This window comes from Flavobacteriales bacterium (assembly GCA_016779935.1).
Lineage (GTDB): Bacteria > Bacteroidota > Bacteroidia > Flavobacteriales > UBA7312.
This window is the reverse complement of record JADHMQ010000010.1, coordinates 46070-68435: the sequence shown is the minus strand read 5'-3', so window position 1 is coordinate 68435 and position 22366 is coordinate 46070. Positions and strand designations below refer to the sequence as shown.

The window sequence follows — 22366 nt, the reverse complement described above, 5'->3', positions numbered from 1 at the left end:
ATTTCATCAGAAATAGATGATATGGCATCAACAGGAACTTCAATAGAAGCGTTATTAGATAAATCCACAGCATAGCCATTATTTGCAATCAACCCATTATTAGAAGCGTTTTCTGCACTAAACTGTATGGAGTTTGTAGGTTCAGAGTTTGTAAATGAAAATTCTATAATTAGATTGTCAGTTCAGTTCCAAACAAAAGGGCTTGAAAAAATAATTTTATTAGCTCCACTATTGAAAGTGTAGTTGCTGTTATAAACTTCTGTGAAATTTGAGAGTTCTGGTGTTTTGGGGTCTAATTCAGCAAGTGAAGTTTCTTTAATTTTTACTTTAAAAAAGCTTAGAGCCCCAGCATTTGAACTTTCCAATTCTAAACCATCAATTTCACCAGTACTAAAGCCAGCTGCAATAAGTTCACTTGCTGTATATAGAAATTGTGATTTTCCTGAGAATTGACTACCATCAAGTGATTCAGAATCTGTTAAGCTGCCCGTCGAGATTTGAAAAGAATTTTCATTAGTGACATTATTGACACTTACTAGGTCCTGTTCATATTGATAATAATTATATACTTCTTGTGAAGTATAATCAAATGTTGTTCCACTATAGTTTGATACAATATAATTGGGATGAGAATAAACAACCGAATCTACTCTTGTAGAGTCATACAGATAAGTATTACATGAAGCGTCCCATTCGCCACAGCCTTGATCTTTGTTGGATGAGTTTGATACTAAGTTGTTTTTACAACGCATATTATATAGCATCAATACTTTTTCAATAGGAGTATTTGGCAAAACTGAAAAGTCAATGATGGTGTCTCGAATGCCAGGAGACCATTGATTTACACCATAGGTCTGGGTATAATTGAAGGACTCTATGACGATTGTGTCACCTGCTTGCTGTGCTTTTGAGGTCGAAAACAAAGAGTAAACGACTACAAAGAGTAGTATTAATTTTTTCATAGTTATAAGGTAATTTATTTATCCTATAAAAGTAGGTGTTTAAGACGAAAAATAAAAATGGCTATTAAGCCATTTTTATTTTCAATCCTTTATCTAAAGCGTCTAGGAAGTCTTCCGTAACAACGTAATGACTTTCGTTAAGGTCTTTTCCGTGAATACAAAGTGCTAAATCTTTAGTCATCGTACCGCTTTCTACCGTTTCAACACAAACGTCTTCTAAAGTTTGACAGAAATCAATTAGTGCTTGGTTGTTGTCAAGTTTCCCTCTGAAAGCTAACCCTCTTGTCCATGCGAAAATAGAAGCAATTGGATTAGTTGAGGTTTTCTTACCCTGTTGGTGTTGTCTATAGTGACGTGTAACAGTTCCGTGAGCCGCTTCAGCTTCCATAACATCACCTTCAGGAGTTACAAGTGTTGAAGTCATTAGACCTAATGATCCAAATCCTTGAGCAACTGTATCTGATTGAACATCGCCGTCGTAGTTTTTACATGCCCATACAAAAGCACCATTCCATTTTAGTGCTGAGGCAACCATGTCGTCAATTAAACGGTGTTCGTAAATGATTCCAGCCTTATCAAAGTCAGCTTTAAATTCATTTTGATATACTTCTTCAAAAATATCTTTAAAGCGTCCGTCATAAGCTTTAAGAATAGTGTTTTTTGTAGAAAGGTATAATGGCCATCCTTTTGAAAGCGCTTGGTTGAAACAAGAACGTGCAAAGCCATAAATAGATTCATCAGTGTTGTACATACTCATTGCTACACCACCTTGTCCCTCAAATTGATAAACTTCCCAAGATACTTCCTCGCCATTTTCAGGGGTAAAGGTCATAGTTAATTTGCCATTTCCTTTGATAACAGTATCTGTAGCTTTGTATTGGTCTCCAAATGCATGACGTCCAATACAAATAGGTTGTGTCCAGTTTGGAACAAGTCTAGGAACATTTTTGCAGATGATAGGCTCTCTGAAAACAGTACCACCAACAATATTTCTGATAGTTCCGTTTGGCGAACGCCACATTTTTTTCAATCCGAATTCTTCTACACGTTGTTCATCTGGAGTAATTGTAGCACATTTAATTCCTACCTTATATTCTTTGATAGCATTAGCAGCATCAATAGTGATTTGGTCATCAGTATTATCACGGCTTTCCATGCCTAAATCGTAATATTTAATATCTAAATCAAGATATGGAAGGATTAATTTATCTTTAATAAACTTCCAAATGATTCTTGTCATTTCATCTCCGTCCAATTCAACTACTGGATTATCTACTTTGATTTTGCTCATGATTTTTTTATTCAAATTATAAGTTTGCAAATGTACTATTTAGTATCCGAAAACATCTTCTAAAGTTAGAAATTTTACTTCGCCATACTCTTTAAGCGCTTTCAGGTCTAAGTCTTCTTTATTTCCAAGTACTAATATGGTGTAATCCTTTCCACTCATATAGTTATTATGAAAATCTGTAAGATCAGACATGTCGAATTGCTCTATAGAGTCATAGATGTCTTTTCTTGAATCATAGTCATAGCCCAATCGCTTAGCTGCTTCATAGTTAAACAGAACTCTATCTTTAGTAATTCTTTCAGTACGTATTTTCTGAACGACTGCATCCTTAGCATTTTCAAGATTTGCTTCAACTTCAGGAAGCTCATCTAGTAACTCATTCATACCAATCATCGCTTCTTTAAGCTTATCGGCTTGAGTGCCAATGTATGCCATTACATAATGCGATTTGTCCATTTCTCTTGGCGAGCTGTATGTGCTGTACACCGAATAGGCTAAGGCTTTTGATTCTCTCAAGGTTTGGAATACAATACTTCCCATGCTTCCCCCGAAATACTCATTGTGTAACTTTATTAAAGGCATATTTTCTTTGTTGAATGTTTCACCTTTTGAAACCATTAGTATTTCGGCTTGTTTCATGTCATAATCAACAACATAAACTGATGTTTTATTGATGTCTAGTTCAGTAAAATCATTGATTTCTGTTATAGGATTTAGGTTATCTTTTAAAGGGTGTAAACTCTGAACAGATGCAGAAGCGTCTTCTAAAGATTTTGGTCCATAATACAATATTCTGTGCTCATACGACGTCATGTTTCGAATAATATCAATCAACTCATCAGATGATATTGCCATTATTTCAGCATCAGACAGATTATTAGTAAATGGGTTGTTTGGTCCATATTTGGCGTAATTATTCATTCCGCTATATAGTATGGTACGCTTATTTAATTTTGCGTCGGCTCTTTTCTTGAGTACATCCATTTTAAGGTTTTCAAGAGCTTCTTCGTCGGCGACAACTTCAGATAATAGTTTTTCAAATAGTCCTACTGAAGCCTCGAAATTATCGTCTAGTCCGGAAAGTGAAATATAGCTTTGTTCGTTTTGGCTATTTACGGAAACTTCACAACCAAGTTTGTAGAATTCTTCTTTTTTCTGAGCGGGAGAAATATCTTCTGTTCCTAAATAATTGAAGTACTCGATAGCCATGCTTAGCTTTTTATCGTGGTTATTTCCTCTGTCGCTGATGTAATATAGTTTAAAACGGCTATTTTCTGTGTTTTGCTTGTGGATAAATGGAACGCCGATATCTGTTTGCTGAATATCGTCTTCGTAATTTAAGAACTCAGGCTCAATTTCGTTTAATTCAGCCTCAGTGATGGCTTTTAAGAAGTCTGACTGAGCGTCTCTGTTTACTTCAACAGGTGTAATGGCTGGTTTAGCAACTTTAATAACACTCTTATCTTCACCAAGGTTTTTTCTTACCAACACATAATTGTCGTTGTAGTATTTGTTGGCCACTTCAACTACCTCTTCTTTAGTAATACTTTCGAGAACGTCCATTTCATTAATGTAGTCTTCCCATTCTATATTTTGAATAAAGGCTTTTACAAATTCGTCCGCTCTTGATGAGTTACTTTCATAGGTTTTTATTTTTGAGAGTTTCATATCACTGATGATAGCAGGGATTAACCAATCTGGGAAATCTCCACTCTTAACCTTTTCAATCTCTAAAAGTAATAGGTCTTTTAATTCATCAAGCGATTGCCCTTGTTTTGGTGAGCCGTAAATAATATGTGTACTGTAATCAGTTAGTATGTATGGGAAACAGCTTGCTTGTAATACCTTTTGTTCTTGGTTGAGGTTTAGGTCAATAAGGCCCGCTTGGCTGTTGCTCAAAATCATGTCTATAATTTTCATGACTTTGGTGTCTTTATCTTTAGAGCCTGGGAAGCGGTAGCCTAAGTATAAACGTTCAGCATCAGGGCCATAAACGTCTTTGACTATTGGCTCAGTTATAGGCTCTTCTATACCAGGAATAAATTCGGGGTCTTCTTTTCTCTCGAATGAACCAAACTTTTCATTTATCCATGTGATAACTGAATCGGGGTCAAAATCTCCTGACATACATATTGCCATATTATTTGGAACATAATTTTTGTTGAAGTACTTTCTAATTTCTTTGATTGAAGGGTTTTTCAAGTGTTCAACTGTTCCGATGGTAGTCTGTGTGCCATAAGTGTGGTTTTTGAATAGTCCAGAAAGAAGGGCTTCGAACATTTTACGCCCGTCTGTATCCATGCCTATGTTTTTTTCTTCGTACACCGCCTCTAATTCAGTGTGGAATAGACGGAAAACAGGCATGCGGAAACGCTCAGCTTCTATGTCTAACCACTTTTCAAGTTGATTAGATGGAATATCATTTAGATAAACTGTCGCTTCGGCAGAGGTGTAGGCATTTGTTCCTTTAGCCCCTACACTAGAAATCATTTTATCGTATTCGTTGGCAATAGCAAATTTAGCAGCCTCTCCAGAAATAGAATCTATTTGCCCCCAAACCCTGTCTCTATTGACAGTATCTGTCATATCAATTTGTCGGTACTCTTCGTATAGCTCTTCTATTTTTTCAAGCATAGGAGCTTCTTTAGAATAATCCAACGAACCGTACTTGTCTGTGCCTTTAAACAGCATGTGCTCTAGGTAATGAGCCAGACCTGTAGCGTCAGCAGGGTCATTTTTACTACCTGCTCTTACGGCAATATAAGTTTGTACTCTTGGTGCATCTTTGTAAACGCTCAAGTAAACTTTAAGTCCATTATCTAAAGTATAGAGTCTAGACTTCATTGGGTCATTCTTAACGGTTTCGTATTTATTTTCAATTTTACTCATGTCCTGTGTTACGTTAAATACTATCCACCCTAGTGCAAGTAGAATGAGGATAAATGTTAGTTTAGTTTTCATAGTTGTCAATTAATTAATAATCTAGTTCAAGATTAAATTGGTTTTTTAATTCTAATAGTATTGGTTTTTTTTCTGCCATTTTTTTGAACTTATCTTCATCGGTATAAGCCGTTAATTCTTTTTGTTCCAATTGTTTGACGTCAATTTTTAGTGATAATATGTCGTTCTTTAGTTTGTTTTTTAAGAAGTAAACCAAGTTTGTTTTCTCTTCGATTAACACTTCTTCTTGTACTTTATTGTCGACGGTTAAGGTAATGTTATAATTTTCTTCTACTTTGAACTTCTTTTCATTCAATATAGAAAATAAATTATGTTTTCCTTCCTTCTGTTTGAGAGTGCTATATTCAGTCCAAACGGTTTCTAAATCAGAAAGAGTGAAAGGTGTTTCTCTTTGGTTTAAAACCTTTTGTTCCTCAACGTTTTCCTTTTCTTCACTTTCGTTTTTGTTAATTTTTATTGAAATGGTCTTCTTTTCAATAGTGTCTTTGAAATTGACAATTTTAATGGATTTTTTATCGTCCTTTTCAATAACTATTTCTTCTTTTGCAATGGGTTTAGAAACAGCTTCGGCAGTTTTTTCTCCTTGCTCTTTGGCCTTTTTTTCCTCTGATTTAGGCTGTTTTTCAGTCTGTTTTTTTACTACGAAAGTTTTTTTTTCAGTAGAACTTGAAAGAGAGTCAATGCTGCACAATTGCATTAGGGTTATTTCTATAAGTAGACGTTGATTTTTGCTGAGTTTATAGCTCAAATCTACCTTATTACAAAGCTCTAAGCCTTTCAAAAGGTATTCTTGTTTCCAATTTTGACTTTGCTCTAGATATCGTTTTTTAACGTTTTCACCTTCTTCCAACAGACTAAGGGTAGAAGGGTCTTTAGCGACCAATAGATTTCGGAAGTGCATGCCTAATCCATTGATAAAGTGATGTCCATCAAAACCACTGTTCAGAATATCATTGAATAAATTCAGTGAGCTAGGAATATCGTTGTTGGCAAGAGCATCAGTCGCTTTAAAGTAGTAGTCATAGTCCAGAATGTTTAGGTTGGCTATAACGTCTTTGTATGTCAAATTATTACCGCAAAAACTAATGATTTGATCGAAGATAGAAAGAGCATCTCTTAAGGCACCGTCAGCCTTTTGGGCGATGGTATGCAAGGCTTCTTCTTCGGCCGTTATTCCTTCACTTTTAGCGACATAGGCTAAATGATTGGCGATGTCCTCAATTTGAATTCTTTTGAAATCAAAGATTTGACAACGGGACAAAATGGTAGGAATTATCTTATGCTTTTCGGTAGTTGCTAGTATGAATAGGGCATGAGCCGGTGGCTCTTCCAATGTTTTTAGGAAGGCATTGAAGGCAGCTTGTGAAAGCATGTGCACCTCATCAATAATGTAAATATTGTATTTCCCAACTTGAGGGGCAAAGCGCACTTGGTCGACTAGTTCTCTGATTTTATCCACCCCATTGTTTGAGGCAGCATCCAATTCGTGAATATTGAACGAATGACTGTCGTTAAAGCCATTACAAGAGTCACAATTATCACAAGCCTCAATGTTTTCAGTGAGGTTCATGCAATTGATGGTCTTGGCGAGTATTCTGGCACAAGAGGTTTTACCAACGCCTCTAGGTCCGCAGAACAAAAAGGCTTGTGCTAAATGATTGTTCTTAATGGCATTCTTTAGAGTGTTTGTAATGGACTGCTGACCTACTACTGTATCAAAAGTAGAAGGACGGTATTTACGAGCCGAGACAACAAAATTTTCCATCAATAATTTTTGCGAAAACAAATATAATATAATGATTGAAAAGTTGAGTTTTTATTTGAGATTGTTTACATTTGAGCTCTACGATTTATTAAAGCCGATCCCCCTTTACAATATAATTTATGAAATGGTTTGACTACGCCTTGGGGCATAACTAGTGTATTAAATTAATTTTAAAGAAGATGAAAGCCAAAAAAACCTACTTGATGACTTGCCACATAGCTGGACTACAATACTATGATGCTCTAGAAGTTTGGAGCGATTTAAAAACAGGCTTGGAATTGAGCATTGAGCCCGAACTCGATAATAAGTTCGACAGGCATGCTTTGGCGGTAAAATGGAAAGACGCCAAGTTGGGTTATATTCCAAGAGGAGAGAACAGGCATATGGCAAAGATTTTGAAAGCGGGCTGGAACCCTTATCAAGTGCTTATAGAAAGTATTTATGATGACAGACCCATGAACGAACGGATAGAATTGTGTGTGAGAATTTTGGATAAGGAGGAATAAAAAATGCCCCGTAGAAAGACGAGGCGACTTAATGTTGTGCTAAAATACAATTTGAAAGCGATTCACAACGTATGCTGTCAATTAAGTTCTGCATACCTTGTTGTGCTAAAATACAATTTGAAAGCGATTCACAACTATTGATATTGCACACAACAGGCACTTCGGCAAGCTCAGCGCAGTTTTTGTTGTGCTAAAACATATTTTGAAGCTAATCGAAACGGAATAATCCTTAGTGTGATTTCTTTTTCCTTACTTTTGCAGTCTTAATATAAACTCTTAAAACATGGAAAATGCAAATATTTTGCTTGAAAAAACATTGGATTTTGTGACTTACTACGGCCCAAAAGTATTGGGTGCTATCTTAATCTTTTTCATAGGGTCTTGGATAATCAAAAAAATGTTAATGGGTGTCGAAAAGCTCCTATCCAAAACAAAGTATGACCTAACTCTTCAGCGCTTCTTTAGCAATATTTTGTCCTGGTCTTTCAAAATAATTCTTGTCCTAATGGTTGTGTCCACACTAGGAATTGACATTACAGCTTTTGCAGCCATCATAGCGGCAGCAGGTTTGGCTGTAGGTTTAGCCCTACAAGGATCACTTTCCAATTTTGCTGGTGGAGTACTTATTATGGTGTTCAAACCATACAAAATTGGCGATTTGGTAGAAGCTCAAGGCGTGATTGGTGAGGTGTCCGAAATAGATATTTTCAATACTCGATTAGTCTCACCAGATAATAAAATGATAGTTGTGCCCAATGGCGCTATGGCAAATGGAAATATCATCAACTATACTGCCGAAGGTAAAATTCGAGTAGATTTAGAAGTGGGGGTGTCCTACGATTCCGATATCAAAAAAACGAAAGAAGTATTGTTAAAAGTATTAACAGATAATTCTAAGGTCTTGCAAAGCCCTGCTCCTTTTGTTGGTGTTAGTCAATTGGCAGACAGTTCAGTACAGTTTGTAGTGCGGCCCTATTGTAAGCCAGCAGACTATTGGGAAGTTTATTTTGGTACCTATGAAAATGTAAAAATAGCACTCAACCAAGCTGAAATAGAGATCCCTTTTCCACATACTGTATTTATAAATAAATAGTGATGTAAAACGTAGGATTTAAAAGCTATTTTTTTGGAAAGATAGCCTTTGAGAAAGTCTGTTCGCGAAATCTTTGTTTTTATGAAAACTTTGGCTTAGATTTGCATCCCTTTTTTACGAGAGGGTAAACGAAATTTTAAACCAAAATAATTAACTATGAATCATTACGAAACCGTTTTCATTTTGAATCCCGTTTTATCTGAAGAGCAGATAAAGGAGACGGTTCAGAAGTTCAAAAAGCTTCTCAAAGATAGTAAGTCAAAAGTTGTTGTTGAAGAAAACTGGGGCCTCAAAAAGATGGCATACAGCATTCAGAAGAAAAGAACAGGCTTCTATTATTTGATGGAATTCACTTCTGAAGACCGCGAAATAATTAACAAGCTTGAATTAGCATACAAGCGTGACGAACGCCTAATGCGTTGGATAACTGTAAAGTTAGACAAGCACGCACTTGCTTATGCTGAACGAAGAAGAAAAAGACTAAATACTAACGAAAAACAGGAGGCATAATCATGGCAGATAACATTAGATATCTATCTCCAGTAGATGTAAACAACAGAAATACAAAGAAGTATTGCCGTTTCAAAAAAGCGGGTATTAAATATATCGATTACAAAGACCCTGATTTCCTAATGCGTTTTGTAAACCAACAAGGAAAAATTCTTCCAAGAAGAATTACTGGTACGTCTTTGAAATTTCAAAGAAAAGTCTCACAAGCAATCAAAAGATGTCGTCATTTGGCCCTAATGCCATATGTTGGTGATATGCTAAAATAAGTTAAAACTATGGAATTGATATTATTACAAGACGTAGAGAAATTAGGATTTAAGGATGAGATTGTAAACGTGAAAAACGGTTACGGTCGTAACTTCTTAATTCCTGGTGGAAAGGCTGTTTTAGCTACTGAAGCAGCACGTAAAGTTTTAGAAGAAAACTTGCGTCAGAGAGCAAAAAAGGAAAACAAACTTATTGATGACTCTAAAAAGGTTGCGGAAAAAATTAATGGACTTACTGTAAAAATTGCAGCTAAGACTGTTGAAGGTGGAAAGCAATTATTTGGTTCTATCACGTCTAACCACTTAGCTGAAGAGCTCGAGAAATTAGGTTTTACTATAGACAAGAAGTTTGTTAAATTAAACAATATTAAAACAGTTGGAGTATACGATGCTGAAGTGCGTTTGCATAGAGAAGTAAAAGCTTCACTTTCAGTTGAGGTAGTTCCTGCAAAGTAATGTTCAACCAACTATAATTTAGAAAATGCCTTCGCTTGTCGAGGGCATTTTTTTTATTCGTGCCTCAAAGCCTCAATGGGGTCAAGCTTTGCCGCTTTGGCAGCAGGGAAATATCCCGAAACTAAACCAACAAAAACACAGAGAGCAATACCAGATAGAATCCAAACCCAAGGGACAATAAAACTAGAGCCGATATACAGGGAGGTCACATTGCCAATAAGTATACCAAACACTATCCCCATAATGCCGCCCAATTGACATATTACAATCGCTTCAATCAAAAATTGCCAACGAATTATAGAGGAAGTGGCACCAATGGCTTTACGCGTTCCTATTTCTTTAGTACGTTCCGTTACAGAAACCAACATAATATTCATGAGTCCTATTGCAGAGCCGAAAAGCGTAATTATGCCAATGATAAGGGCAGCCAGTGTAACGTACTTTATATTTTCGAGTAATATTTGGGTAATGTTATCGCTTCTAATGATTTCGAAGTTATCTTCTTCAACAGGCTTTAAGCCTCTAACGATACGCATTTCAGAAATAGCATTACCAATAGTAGCGTTTAGCGATGACGTTTTTTGAGAGAATACACTAATGGTAAAGGATTGATTAGCATAGCCAAAATATTGCCTGGCAGTAGTGATAGGGATTAGACAAGTTTTATCCCCGCCAAAAGTAGCGCTAGAGCCTTTTTCTTTTAAAATGCCTATAACTCTGTATTTACTGTTTCCAATAGAGATAAGCTCGCCAATTGGTGAAACGTTCTCAAACAGTTTGTCTACTATTTCTTTTCCAATAATTACTACATGCTTTCCAATTTCCGTTTCGTCTTTGGTGAAGTTCCTACCCTCTGATAAATCGTAGCCAGCAGTTTGTAGGTAATTTTCATCAGTGCCTGTAACTTGAGTGTTGGGGTCTGATTTTGTGGATTTGTATTTTAAAACAGCCGTACTGCTTGCCCATGTTGAGATTGAGGTAGTAGAGGCAAAACGCTCTTTAAATCGTTTAGCTTCAGCATAAGTAATGGATGCATACCGTTTTGGTTTTGTCCCTTTTTTGCCGACTCTAACGTTTGAGCTTTTGTTTCTAATATTAAAGGTATTAGAGCCCATGCGTGTAAAGTTTTCGCTAATGCTAGATTTAATGGATTCAATAGCCGTTTGAATACCTACTAAAGCAGATATACCAATGGCAATAACGAAAATAGTCAGGACTGTTCGAAGAAGATTAGTTCGTATCGACTGAAGAGCAATCTTTATATTTTCAATGACTAATTTCATCAGTGCTAATGTACGGTTTTCTCTTGTAATACTGGATTTAAAAAATTACTTTTGCAAGGCTAAAAATAAGGTTTAACGTTATCAAAATTTACACACATTATGGCATTTGACATTGAAATGATTAAAGCAGTTTATGCTAAATTTCCACAAGGCGTAGAACGTGCAAGAACACTAGTAGGCAAACCCTTGACTTTAGCAGAAAAGATTCTATATACTCACTTGTGGAATGAAAATAACGATAAAGCATTCTCAAGAGGTGTAGATTATGTTGACTTTGGTCCTGACCGAGTAGCTATGCAGGATGCAACTGCTCAAATGGCACTCCTTCAATTTATGCAAGCAGGAAAAGACAAAGTAGCTGTACCTTCAACAGCTCATGCCGATCACCTTATTCAAGCCAAAATTGGAGCAGATAAAGATTTACAAGAAAGTTTGAACACCAATAATGAGGTATTCAATTTTTTAAGTTCTGTATGTAATAAATACGGCATTGGCTTTTGGAAGCCAGGAGCAGGGATTATTCACCAAGTAGTCTTAGAAAATTATGCCTTCCCAGGAGGTATGATGATAGGAACAGATTCTCACACTGTAAATGCAGGTGGATTGGGTATGGTTGCTATTGGTGTGGGTGGTGCCGATGCTGTAGACGTAATGGCAGGGATGCCTTGGGAATTGAAATTTCCAAAATTGATAGGTGTTAAGCTTACAGGAAAACTTAACGGTTGGACTTCTGCTAAAGATGTTATATTAAAGGTGGCAGGAATACTTACTGTAAAAGGTGGTACGGGCTGTATTGTTGAATATTTTGGAGAAGGTGCCGAGTCGCTTTCTTGTACAGGAAAAGGAACCATTTGCAATATGGGTGCTGAAATAGGAGCTACTACCTCTACTTTTGGTTATGACGAGAGTATGGAAAGATACCTCAGAGCAACAGGCAGAAACGATGTTGCTGATGCAGCCAACCAAGTCAAAGAACATTTGACTGGTGATGCAGAAGTTTATGCAAACCCTGAGCAGTACTTTGATGAGGTCATTGAAATCAACCTTTCAGAATTAACGCCGCATTTGAACGGTCCTTTTACGCCAGATTTGGCAACGCCAGTTTCAGAAATGAAAGACAAAGCCAGAGCAAACGATTGGCCTTTAGATATTGAATGGGCATTGATAGGCTCATGTACTAACTCCTCTTATGAAGACTTAACACGTGCTGCCTCTATTGTCGAAGATGCCGTTGCTAAAGGACTAGAGCCTAAAGCAACTTTAGGAATAAATCCTGGCTCGGAGCAAGTGCGTTATACTGCTGAAAGAGACGGTCTTATTGACAGCTTTAACAAGTTTGAGTCGACTCGAATTTTTACAAACGCTTGCGGACCATGTATTGGTCAGTGGGATAGAGAAGGGGCTGACAAACAAGAAAAAAACTCCATCGTTCACTCTTTTAACAGAAACTTTGCTAAACGAGCAGATGGTAACCCCAATACACACGCCTTTGTAGCCTCGCCAGAAATGGTAGCGGCAATAGCCATTTCAGGGCGATTAGATTTTAACCCTATTTCGGATACATTAACGAATAAAAATGGCGAAGAAGTTAGCTTAGCAGAGCCTACAGGTTTAGAATTACCAGAAAAAGGATTTGATGTACAAGATAACGGATACCAAGCTCCAGCTATTGATGGTAGTGGCGTAGAAGTAGTGGTTAATCCAGACTCTAACAGACTGCAATTGCTAACGCCTTTCACTCCATGGAATGGCGGTAATATAACAGGGGCTAAATTACTTATCAAAGCACAGGGCAAATGTACCACTGACCATATATCAATGGCAGGTCCATGGTTGAGGTTCAGAGGACATTTGGATAATATCTCTAACAATTGCCTCATTGGAGCAGTTAATGCCTTTGGCGGTGCTGTTAACAGCGTAGTTAATCAATTGGATGGTAGTAAAGACGAAGTGCCCAATGTAGCTAGAGCATATAAAGCGGCTGGCGTTGATACTATCGTAGTGGGTGACCACAATTACGGTGAAGGCTCATCTAGAGAGCATGCTGCTATGGAGCCTCGTCATTTGGGGGTAAGAGCCGTGATAGTAAAATCTTTTGCAAGGATTCACGAAACGAACTTGAAAAAACAAGGGATGCTTGGCTTGACTTTTGCTAACGAAAGCGATTACGATTTAATACGAGAAGACGATACCTTTAACTTAATTGATTTAGCAAATTTTGCGCCTCAAAAACAATTGACTTTAGAGGTGCTTCATACTGACGGCTCAACAGATAGCATACTATTAAACCATACTTACAATGCTCAGCAAATCGATTGGTTTAAGGCGGGTTCTGCACTAAATCTAATTAGAGAACAAAACGCTTAAACCACTTTGTTACAAAGATATTAAACGCATCAACTTGTATTGATGCGTTTTTTTTATTCACTTAATAAAAAAATGACGTTTTGGTAACAAAATTCATGCTTTAAATGATAGTATGTAAATTTAATTTGTCAGTGTAAATTCTCTTTTATCGATATTAATAATTTGTTTATCTATTAAATCCCGTATTTCGTCGAAATACGGTGAGGGGGTGATTTTTTTTATAAATTGATAGGGAATCAAAACTTATACTATTATGAAAAAACATCTACTATTGTTAGTATTTCTATTACTAACCACTTTTTCTTTCTCTCAAATTAAAGTAGGAGAGGGTACTGAAACTGGAAAAAGTATACCTATAGAGGCATATTATGGTTATTCTTATTCTCAAAGTATATACTCTTCTACTTTAATAGGTGTTTCTGGTGATATAACGGCTATTATCTATTATGGAACTCCTAGTTTGGATTTATCTTTTGCGGATGACTGGAATGTATATATCGGTCATACTAGCCAATCCTCATTTGCTGGCACATCATCTTGGATAGATATCTCTACATTTGATACTGTGTATTCAGGCACCGTTTCTGTAGTTGGTGATACCGTTCATATTGTTTTCGATAGTGCTTTTAGCTATAATGGTACAGAAAACATAGTTCTCGCTGTTGAAGATAATGCTGGAGGTTATGGTGCTTGGGGTAATCATTTTTATTGTACAGAGGGAGTAACAAATAATTCTATTTATTACTTTAATGATTCTAATAACCCTGACCCTTCTTCACCGCCTCAAGGGGCAGTAAATGCATTTTATCCCAATATAACCTTTCATGGTTTGGTGCAAACGTGTCAAAAACCAGATAGTTTATCAATGGACAGTTTGACTGCTTCCTCAGCTTATTTTGAGTGGGTTGCCGATTCGACATCTAATTTCGTAGTTAATGTGGTTGAAACGGCTAATTCAACAGTAGCTTTCTCTGATACGTTGCTAGCTATTGGAACGTCTACATCTATAAATGCACTTACACCTAATACCAATTATGATTTTTTAGTTAAAGAGATTTGTGGTGCAGGTGATACATCTATTTTAACGACAATTAATTTTACTACACTTTGTCAATCCCAAGTTCCTGATTATCTTGAAACGTTTACAAATCACCTCTCTAATTGTTGGACAAGACGAAGAGGCATTATTTCAGATTCTACATCCTTTACTAACTTTGAAACATCAAATTGGGATTCTGGAGTTTTTGCTAATACGGGGAGTGATGATGCCGCTAAAATAAATGTATATGGTAATGTAAACGATTGGCTTATAAGTCCAACTATTGATTTAGGGGATGGTTCAATTGCTTATCAATTGGAATTTGATGCAGCCTTAACGTCTTACAATAGCACTTCTGCAAATACTTTTGGCAGTGATGACCAGTTTTCAGTAGTTATCTCAGAGAATAATGGACTAACTTGGAGTCAAAATGACACCTTAAGAACATGGGGTCCTGGAATGACTTTTTCAAACTCTGGCGAATCGGTTGTAATAGATCTTTCTGCTTATACTGATGAGATTAAAATAGCATTTTATGCTTATTCACCAATCATCAATAATGATATAGATTTATATATCGATAATTTTGAAGTAACAGAAATACCCCCTTGCCCTAACCCAATAAATTTAGATGCAAGCTCTATAATGGATACTTCAGCTATTTTAAGTTGGTCAGGAAATTCTAACGATTCTATTTATTACGTAGAATTAGGTGCTCTAGGTTTTGAGTTGGGGACAGGATTTCTTATAGAATCCAATACTGATAGTTTATTGATGAATTCATTAACTCAGTCAACAGAATATGAGTTTTATGTAACTATTTTATGCGCTGGTTTGGATTCGAGTGAATGGGTAGGCCCATTTTCGTTTATAACAGGCTGCGGTGCAACTTCGCCACCATCAACTCTTGAAACGTTTGACGATGTATTACCTAACATATGTTGGTCTCAGGCAAAAGGTTTATTAAGCGATACTACCCAGTTTACGAGCATGTTAAGTTCAAATTGGACGGAAGATGGTTTTGGTAATGATGGATATACAGGCTCTGCTCGTATTAATATATATGGAGAATATGTAAACGATTGGCTTATTACAAACTCATTTGATTTAGGAACAGCCCAAACCAATTATCAAGTTGAATTTGATTTAGGCTTAACAAATTATTTTGGCACCAATGGTTCAAATTTAGGAAGTGACGATAAATTTGCTTTTATCATTTCAACAGATAATGGTAATACATGGTCAAGCGCTAATGTTTTGCAAGAATGGAATGATTCAAACTCAATTAGCGTAGAAGATAAAATTGTAATCGATTTATCTCCTTATTCAGGAAAGGTAAAGTTTGCTTTTTATGGTGAATCACAACTGAGTAATCAAGATATAAATGTATATGTAGATAATTTTAGGATTAATAAATGTACTGACTATATCTTTATTGAAGATACGGTTTGTACTAGTTTTATATCACCATCTGGATTTGCTTATGATTCTACAGGCATTTATACAGATACAATCTCATTACAGACCTGTGATAGTGTCTTCATAATGGATATTGTTGTTAATAATGTAACATTTGATTTTTTGGAAATAATTGAGTGTGATACTTTTGTGTCTATTACAGGAAATCAATATACTGAAACGGGAATTTATTTTGACACCATTCCAAATACAAACAATTGTGATAGTATAATTGAGACTTATCTTTCAGTTTTATATGTAGACTTATCAATAGATATGTTTTATAACTTTAACCTTTCATCCAATGAAAGCGATCCTTCCGCATCTTACCAGTGGGTAAACTGTGAGGATTTAACTCCAATTATTGGAGCGACTAGTGCTGACTTTACAGCTTCAGAATTGGGTGAGTATGCCTGCAAGATTACTATTGGTAATTGTACTCAACTTTCAGAATGTATTGCGGTGACATCCCTCGATTCTGTAACCTCTATATATCAGTTTGAAAAGTCAGATGTAGAGGTCTATCCAAATCCGAACAATGGTTATTTTACAATAGATTTGAATAAGTTGCCTAATGACTTGAAGCTATCCATTTCAAATACCCTAGGTCAAGTGGTTTATGCACAAGAAGTGGATGATTTTAAGGTCAATATCGAATTAACAGATGTTGAAAAAGGGGTATATATATTGAACTTGAAAAATGATAATTTATCCTTTAACAAACGTATTCTGATTAAGTAAAATTAGTTTTTAACTAGAATTAAGGTTAATAAGGAGGCTTTTTTTAAGCCTCCTTATTTTTTGTGCTCATTAATTGTCTATAATTGTCGATAGCTACAAAGTAATTAGGGTCTTCTACCACATTAACCTCGCATATCTTCTCTGCTTTTTTAATGAGTTTAATACAGTCAGAAGATAAATGTCTGAGGTGAATGCTTTTGCCATTCTTCAAATACTTCTCAGTTAGCTTATTGATAGACTCTATGGCTGACTGATCAGTAATTTTGGATTCTTTAAAGTCAATAATAACTTCTTTAGGGTCGTTAGCTACGTCAAATTTACTTTGAAATAACTCAATAGAACCAAAGAATAATGGTCCATATATTTCGTAATGTTTTACTCCGTGTTCGTCAATGTGTTTTCTAGCTCTAATGCGTTTAGCATTTTCCCAAGAAAAGACTAAAGAGGATACAATGACACCAGCAATTACAGCAATGGCTAAATCAAATATTACAGTCATTCCAGTAACAAGAATAATCACAAATACATCACTTACCGGCACTTTATTCCATACTTTAAAACTACTCCAAGCAAAGGTACCAATAACTACCATGAACATTACGCCAACTAGTGCAGCAATAGGAACCATTTCAATGTAAGTAGAGCCAAATAATATAAAACCTAATAAGGCTAAGGCAGCAGTAATGCCCGAAAGTCGCCCTCTACCACCAGATTTGATATTGATGATGCTCTGTCCAATCATAGCACAACCGCCCATTCCGCCAAAGAAACCATTTACAAAATTAGCAGCTCCCTGAGCCACACATTCTCTGTTTCCATGTCCGTGAGAATCTGTAAGCTCATCGATAAGATTCAATGTCATTAGTGACTCAATGAGCCCAATAGCAGCAAGAATAAGCGCGTAAGGCGTTATAAATCGTAGCGTCTCAAAACTCAATGTAATCATAGGTACGTTGAAGCTTGGCAAGCCCGCTTTTATACCTTCGCCACCATTAGAAATAATAAAAGATTTAACGGTTTCAGTTTCTAAACCTCCAAAAATGACGATTAATGATACTATCACAATTGCCGTTAAAGCAGCAGGCACTTTCTTGGTTAACATGGGCAAGAAATACATAATAGCCATTGTTAACCCTACTAGAGCTAACATAATATATAGAGTGCCACCATTGAGCCATTCTCCATTAGATTTAAACATTCCGAGCTGAGAAATAAAAATAACTATTGCCAATCCATTAACAAAACCCATCATAACGGAGTGCGGAATCATCCTAACAAATTTCCCTAGCCTTAATGCTCCAGCAGACATTTGAAAAATTCCAGCTAAAATAAGAGTAGCAAAGAGGTATTGTAGACCAGCACCATCATTGCCACCGAGTATATTTCCTTCACTTACCAAATGAACCATTACAACAGCTAAAGCGCCCGTTGCTCCAGAAATCATTCCTGGTCTACCACCAAAAATAGAGGTGATTAAGCCCATCATAAAAGCACCATATAAACCAACAATTGGTGAAATACCTGCTACAAATGCAAAGGCTACAGCCTCAGGTACAAGTGCGAGTGCTACGGTAAGTCCTGAAAGGATATCGTCTTTTACACTTCCGTTTGTTTTGTCAATAAATCTAAAATTGCTCAATGAGTTATTGTTTTGATTAAGTCGGCAAAAGTAGGTTTTTCAATGGATTGTTTAAAAAATCATCTAATTATTATTCCGTTTTTAATTGTACATTCGATTGTATGTTTAAAAAAGATAATAAAGCAACCATTTGGTCTTGGGCATTTTATGATTTTGCCAATTCGGCCTTCACTACTTTAGTGGTAACCTTTGTATATGGAACTTATTTTACAAAATCAATAGCACCAACAGAAATTGAAGGGACACAATGGTGGTCTTGGGCAGTGTCACTAACTGCTATTGTTGTGGCAGTTACATCGCCTTTTTTGGGAGCTATCGCCGATGAGGTAGGTGCTAGAAAAAAAATAATGGCAATTTCTACTTTCATCTGCATTTCTGCTACAGCCTTGCTCTTTTTTCCACTTGAAGGGCAAGTGGCATATGCTTTGCTATTATTTGTGATTGCTAATATTAGTTTTGAGATAGGTACAGTTTTTTGTAATGCATATTTGCCAGATATATCTTCAGAAAAAAGAATGGGAAAGACCTCCGGATTAGCTTGGGGTTTGGGCTATTTAGGTGGACTAATTGCTTTAGCGCTATCATTAGTACTATTGGTTCAGTCCGAAGCGCCAATTTTTGGTTTTGATGTTGACAGTGGTGAACATATTAGGGCAACGAACTTATTGGTTGCTGTATGGTTTCTTATCTTTAGTTTGCCTCTAATTTTTGGCGTCAAAGAGGCTAAAAAGAATAAAGAAATTTCAATAAAAACCGTTTTAAAACAAGCCTTTGAGCAATTAAAAAACACCTTCAAGAAAGTAAAAGACCATAAAACAATTTATCGTTTCCTCCTGGCGCGCTTATTCTATAATGATGCCTTAGTTACCATTTTTGCTTTTGGAGGAATATATGCCTCAACTACTGTTGGTTTCTCATTCGAAGAAATAATGATGCTAGGCATTGTTTTGAATATTTTAGCTGGACTTGGGGCTTTTATCTTCGGGTATTTCGATGATAGAATAGGAAGTAAAAAGGTCGTCAATTGGAGTATTGTATTTTTAGCATTGGCATGCGTCATAGCTATTTTATCACCTGAGCTACCTGGCTTATTTGAATTGATTTTTGGAGGTAGCCTTATCCCTCAATGGTTCAATTCTAAAAACTTATTTTGGTTAGCGGCAATTTTTATTGGTCTCTTTTCAGGACCAAATCAATCCTCTAGTCGTTCTTTGATGGCTCGAATTACCCCTAAAAAAAATAGAAATGAATTTTTTGGTTTTTATGCCTTTTCGGGTAAGGCCACTGCTTTTGTTGGACCATTATTTTTTGGCATGGCGACTTCATACTTCAACACTCAGCAAGCAGGATTATTTGTTGTGATACTGTTATTTAGTTGTGGATACCTTTTTTTGAAAAAAGTTTAAAAGCCAACAGATTTAGTATCTTTGTTACATGCGTTTAATCTTAGTTTGTTTTCTTTTTTCATCACAGATTTTTGCTCAGCAATATTTAAGTAAAGAAGGTGTAGTTAGTTTTTATTCTGAAGCACCAATAGAAAACATTGAAGCTGTAAATAAAAAAGCAACTGGAGTTGTTGACTTAAGAACTGGCGGTTTTGCTTTTCAAATTTTGATTGAAGATTTCGTATTTCCCAACTCTCTTATGCAAGAACACTTTAACGAAAGTTATATGGAAAGCGAAAAATTCCCTAATTCGACATTTACTGGCGTTATCCCTGATATTTCAAGTCTTGATTTGTCTGAAGAACAAACCATTGATGTAAAAGGTAATTTTCTACTTCATGGCATTAACCGTCAAATGAATATGACGGCTACCATTTCGTTGAAAGATGACAAACTGACGATTGGTTCGAAATTTGATATTATATTGGATGATTTCAATATTGATATTCCAAAAATAATGATGTATAAAATTGCTGAGGAAATAAATGTTAACATAGAGATGAATCTTCAAAAACTCTCCAATGATTAGATTAATACTACTGATGCTTTTGTCAACCGCCCAATTTTCGTTTGGTCAAGATTTATTGAGCTTATTGAATGAGGATAATGCTGAACCCAAAGTTGTCAGTTCTTTATTTAAAGATAGTAGAGTAGTAAATGCTCAATCCTCTAAACAATCTTCAAAAGGAGAATTTAAATTTTTAATTCAACACCGCTTTGGTACTTTAAATTCTGGCTTTTATAACCTTTGGGGTTTAGATAATTCACAAGTCAGGATGGGTTTAGACTATGGTGTGTCTGACCGAATAGCAGTGAGTGTAGGGCGTAGCTCTACCAACAAACAATACGACGCATCTTTAAAAGGAAAAATTTTGAATCAATCCGATAAATCTCCAGTAGTTTTATCTGTTTTTTCGGCATTGTTTTTAGCACACCCTTCAGAGTCATTACGACAGCAAGCAGATTACGATTTTCTAAATCAGATATCTTTTGCCAATCAGCTCATCATAGCTCGAAAGTTTAGTTCCAAGTTTTCGGCGATCGTTTTACCTACTCATGTTCATTTGAATCAATTTGTCTTTGGCACCTCTTCTGACCCGTTGTTTTTAGGTCTAGGAGGACGTTATAAATTCTCTAAAAGAGTAACATTAAATGGGGAGTATTTTTACGCATTAAGTGAACTCTCATCAACCCATCAAAACATGTTGTCTATTGGATTTGATATTGAAACTGGCGGACATGTTTTCTCATTGCATTTAAGTAACTCTAGAGGGATGAATGAACATGTATTTCTAACTCAGACTAGTGGCGACTTCTTTGAAGGCGATATCTATTTTGGGTTTAATATTTCAAGAGTTTTTGAATGGTAAACAATACAATGCAATCAGATATAGCTATTATTGGTGGTGGAATTGTAGGACTTTCCTGTGCCTTTAAAATTCAACAAGAATATCCTCATTTGAATCTATTGGTTTTAGAGAAAGAAGATATTTTAGCAGCTCATCAGACTGGGCGTAATTCTGGCGTAATTCATTCCGGATTATACTATAAACCTGGTTCTTTCAGGGCTAAAAATTGTGTAAACGGAAGAAAGCAATTGGTCGAATTTGCAAAAGAACACAGCATCAATCACGATGTTTGTGGCAAGGTTGTTGTTGCAGTTGATAATGAAGAGCTGAATAGGCTAGATGGAATATATGAAAGGGGTAAAGCTAACGGACTTCTTGGTGTAGAAAAAATCACAAAGGAAAGGCTAAAAGAAATTGAGCCACATGTAGAAGGTGTTGCAGCTTTATGGGTGCCCGAATCTGGAATAATTGATTTTGTAGGCGTAACCAATAAATTGGCTGAACGGATTAAAGGCATAAACTCAAATAGTCAAATCATTACTTCTTGTGAGGTAAAATCCTTTGATGAAGACACTATTCATACGTCAAAAGGACGATTTGAGGTTAATTATAAAGTGTTCTGTGCTGGATTATTTTCCGATAGAATGGCACAAAAAGATAATGTTGATTCGGATGTAAGAATTGTCGGTTTTAGAGGCGATTATTATGACCTTTCAGAAAAAGGAAAATCAAAAGTCAAAAATTTAATTTACCCCGTGCCAAACCCAGAATTTCCATTTTTAGGAGTTCATTTTACTAGAATGGTTGATGGCACGATTGAGTGTGGACCAAATGCGGTATTTACCTTTAAGCGAGAAGGCTATGGTAAAACGGACTTTGATTTCAGAGATACTTTTGAAGCCTTGTTGTACAAAGGCACTTGGAAATTGTTTTTCAAACATTGGAGGTTTGGACTAAAAGAATATAAAAGAGCATTTTCCAAGCGATTATTTTTGAAAGAATTAAATAGATTAATACCTTCGTTGACGATGGATGATATTGTAGAAGGACGAAGTGGGGTAAGAGCTATGGCATTAGGTCACGATGGAGATGTTTTTGATGATTTCAAAATTGAATGTAAAGGCAATAGTATTCATGTGTTGAATGCTCCCTCGCCAGCTGCAACAGCTTGTTTATCCATTGGTGATGAAGTGCTAGAAATAGTTAAAAAGAATTTTAGTTTAACTTAGCGATAT

Annotated in this window: 17 protein-coding genes; 11 read left to right on the top strand and 6 right to left on the bottom strand. The window is 36.0% G+C overall.

Annotation, left to right across the window (positions count from 1 at the left end; genetic code table 11):
- Positions 1-182: 182 nt before the first annotated feature.
- The 4 genes from ISP73_06240 to ISP73_06225 all read right to left on the bottom strand — a co-directional run bounded on the left by ISP73_06240 (position 183) and on the right by ISP73_06225 (position 6979).
- Positions 183-962: a hypothetical protein gene (locus ISP73_06240; protein ID MBL6658184.1), complete on the bottom strand. Its 780-nt coding sequence runs from the start codon at positions 960-962 to the stop codon at positions 183-185.
- Between the two features lie 64 nt (positions 963-1026).
- A complete protein-coding gene (locus tag ISP73_06235; protein ID MBL6658183.1) occupies positions 1027-2253 on the bottom strand; it encodes an NADP-dependent isocitrate dehydrogenase in 1227 nt (408 codons plus the stop codon).
- Positions 2254-2292: 39 nt separating this feature from the next.
- Complete coding sequence (locus ISP73_06230; GenBank protein MBL6658182.1) at positions 2293-5214, bottom strand: insulinase family protein; 2922 nt, start codon at positions 5212-5214, stop codon at positions 2293-2295.
- Positions 5215-5227: 13 nt separating this feature from the next.
- On the bottom strand, positions 5228-6979 hold the full coding sequence (locus ISP73_06225) for a DNA polymerase III subunit gamma/tau (protein ID MBL6658181.1): 1752 nt from the start codon (positions 6977-6979) through the stop codon (positions 5228-5230).
- Positions 6980-7158: 179 nt separating this feature from the next.
- Here ISP73_06225 and ISP73_06220 point away from each other — a divergent pair, with 179 nt between their 5' ends.
- From ISP73_06220 to ISP73_06200, 5 genes are all read left to right on the top strand, one after another.
- Positions 7159-7485: an HIRAN domain-containing protein gene (locus tag ISP73_06220; GenBank protein ID MBL6658180.1), complete on the top strand. Its 327-nt coding sequence runs from the start codon at positions 7159-7161 to the stop codon at positions 7483-7485.
- 283 nt (positions 7486-7768) lie between these two features.
- Positions 7769-8578, top strand: coding sequence for a mechanosensitive ion channel family protein (locus tag ISP73_06215; protein MBL6658179.1), 810 nt, complete (start codon positions 7769-7771; stop codon positions 8576-8578).
- 156 nt (positions 8579-8734) lie between these two features.
- Complete coding sequence (locus ISP73_06210) at positions 8735-9088, top strand: 30S ribosomal protein S6 (GenBank protein MBL6658178.1); 354 nt, start codon at positions 8735-8737, stop codon at positions 9086-9088.
- Positions 9089-9090: 2 nt separating this feature from the next.
- Entirely contained in the window at positions 9091-9354 is a 264-nt protein-coding gene (locus tag ISP73_06205) for a 30S ribosomal protein S18 (protein ID MBL6658177.1), read from the top strand.
- A 9-nt stretch (positions 9355-9363) separates the two neighbouring features.
- Positions 9364-9810: a 50S ribosomal protein L9 gene (locus ISP73_06200; protein ID MBL6658176.1), complete on the top strand. Its 447-nt coding sequence runs from the start codon at positions 9364-9366 to the stop codon at positions 9808-9810.
- A 53-nt stretch (positions 9811-9863) separates the two neighbouring features.
- Here the strand turns inward: ISP73_06200 and ISP73_06195 are convergent, their stop codons facing one another.
- Positions 9864-11093 (bottom strand): ABC transporter permease, encoded by a 1230-nt coding sequence (locus ISP73_06195; protein MBL6658175.1) that lies wholly within the window; start codon positions 11091-11093, stop codon positions 9864-9866.
- A 99-nt stretch (positions 11094-11192) separates the two neighbouring features.
- Here ISP73_06195 and ISP73_06190 point away from each other — a divergent pair, with 99 nt between their 5' ends.
- Both ISP73_06190 and ISP73_06185 read left to right on the top strand, forming a co-directional pair.
- Positions 11193-13460, top strand: coding sequence for an aconitate hydratase (locus tag ISP73_06190; GenBank protein ID MBL6658174.1), 2268 nt, complete (start codon positions 11193-11195; stop codon positions 13458-13460).
- 253 nt (positions 13461-13713) lie between these two features.
- Positions 13714-16698, top strand: coding sequence for a T9SS type A sorting domain-containing protein (locus ISP73_06185; protein MBL6658173.1), 2985 nt, complete (start codon positions 13714-13716; stop codon positions 16696-16698).
- 43 nt (positions 16699-16741) lie between these two features.
- Here ISP73_06185 and ISP73_06180 read toward each other — a convergent pair whose 3' ends face one another.
- The gene (locus ISP73_06180) at positions 16742-18337 is read right to left on the bottom strand and encodes a SulP family inorganic anion transporter (protein ID MBL6658172.1); all 1596 of its coding nucleotides are present in this window, start codon (positions 18335-18337) and stop codon (positions 16742-16744) included.
- Between the two features lie 101 nt (positions 18338-18438).
- On the opposite strand from ISP73_06180, the gene ISP73_06175 reads away from it, so the two are divergent.
- Genes ISP73_06175 through lhgO form a run of 4 tightly spaced genes read left to right on the top strand, consistent with a single transcriptional unit; the run spans position 18439 to position 22360 of the window.
- Entirely contained in the window at positions 18439-19743 is a 1305-nt protein-coding gene (locus ISP73_06175) for an MFS transporter (protein ID MBL6658171.1), read from the top strand.
- A 28-nt stretch (positions 19744-19771) separates the two neighbouring features.
- Complete coding sequence (locus ISP73_06170) at positions 19772-20311, top strand: YceI family protein (protein ID MBL6658170.1); 540 nt, start codon at positions 19772-19774, stop codon at positions 20309-20311.
- Positions 20304-21152, top strand: coding sequence for a hypothetical protein (locus ISP73_06165; protein ID MBL6658169.1), 849 nt, complete (start codon positions 20304-20306; stop codon positions 21150-21152). The genes ISP73_06170 and ISP73_06165 overlap by 8 nt, the downstream gene beginning before the upstream one ends.
- An 8-nt stretch (positions 21153-21160) precedes the next feature.
- Positions 21161-22360: an L-2-hydroxyglutarate oxidase gene (gene lhgO, locus ISP73_06160; protein ID MBL6658168.1), complete on the top strand. Its 1200-nt coding sequence runs from the start codon at positions 21161-21163 to the stop codon at positions 22358-22360.
- Positions 22361-22366 lie beyond the last annotated feature (6 nt).

Excerpts from the sequence above, each read along its gene's own strand:
- ISP73_06240 (MBL6658184.1), bottom strand. The coding sequence starts at position 962 with ATGAAAAAATTAATACTACTCTTTGTAGTCGTTTACTCTTTGTTTTCG.
- ISP73_06235 (MBL6658183.1), bottom strand. The coding sequence starts at position 2,253 with ATGAGCAAAATCAAAGTAGATAATCCAGTAGTTGAATTGGACGGAGAT.
- ISP73_06230 (MBL6658182.1), bottom strand. The coding sequence starts at position 5,214 with ATGAAAACTAAACTAACATTTATCCTCATTCTACTTGCACTAGGGTGG.
- ISP73_06225 (MBL6658181.1), bottom strand. The coding sequence starts at position 6,979 with ATGGAAAATTTTGTTGTCTCGGCTCGTAAATACCGTCCTTCTACTTTT.
- ISP73_06220 (MBL6658180.1), top strand. The coding sequence starts at position 7,159 with ATGAAAGCCAAAAAAACCTACTTGATGACTTGCCACATAGCTGGACTA.
- ISP73_06215 (MBL6658179.1), top strand. The coding sequence starts at position 7,769 with ATGGAAAATGCAAATATTTTGCTTGAAAAAACATTGGATTTTGTGACT.
- ISP73_06210 (MBL6658178.1), top strand. The coding sequence starts at position 8,735 with ATGAATCATTACGAAACCGTTTTCATTTTGAATCCCGTTTTATCTGAA.
- ISP73_06205 (MBL6658177.1), top strand. The coding sequence starts at position 9,091 with ATGGCAGATAACATTAGATATCTATCTCCAGTAGATGTAAACAACAGA.
- ISP73_06200 (MBL6658176.1), top strand. The coding sequence starts at position 9,364 with ATGGAATTGATATTATTACAAGACGTAGAGAAATTAGGATTTAAGGAT.
- ISP73_06195 (MBL6658175.1), bottom strand. The coding sequence starts at position 11,093 with ATGAAATTAGTCATTGAAAATATAAAGATTGCTCTTCAGTCGATACGA.
- ISP73_06190 (MBL6658174.1), top strand. The coding sequence starts at position 11,193 with ATGGCATTTGACATTGAAATGATTAAAGCAGTTTATGCTAAATTTCCA.
- ISP73_06185 (MBL6658173.1), top strand. The coding sequence starts at position 13,714 with ATGAAAAAACATCTACTATTGTTAGTATTTCTATTACTAACCACTTTT.
- ISP73_06175 (MBL6658171.1), top strand. The coding sequence starts at position 18,439 with ATGTTTAAAAAAGATAATAAAGCAACCATTTGGTCTTGGGCATTTTAT.
- ISP73_06170 (MBL6658170.1), top strand. The coding sequence starts at position 19,772 with ATGCGTTTAATCTTAGTTTGTTTTCTTTTTTCATCACAGATTTTTGCT.
- ISP73_06165 (MBL6658169.1), top strand. The coding sequence starts at position 20,304 with ATGATTAGATTAATACTACTGATGCTTTTGTCAACCGCCCAATTTTCG.
- lhgO (MBL6658168.1), top strand. The coding sequence starts at position 21,161 with ATGCAATCAGATATAGCTATTATTGGTGGTGGAATTGTAGGACTTTCC.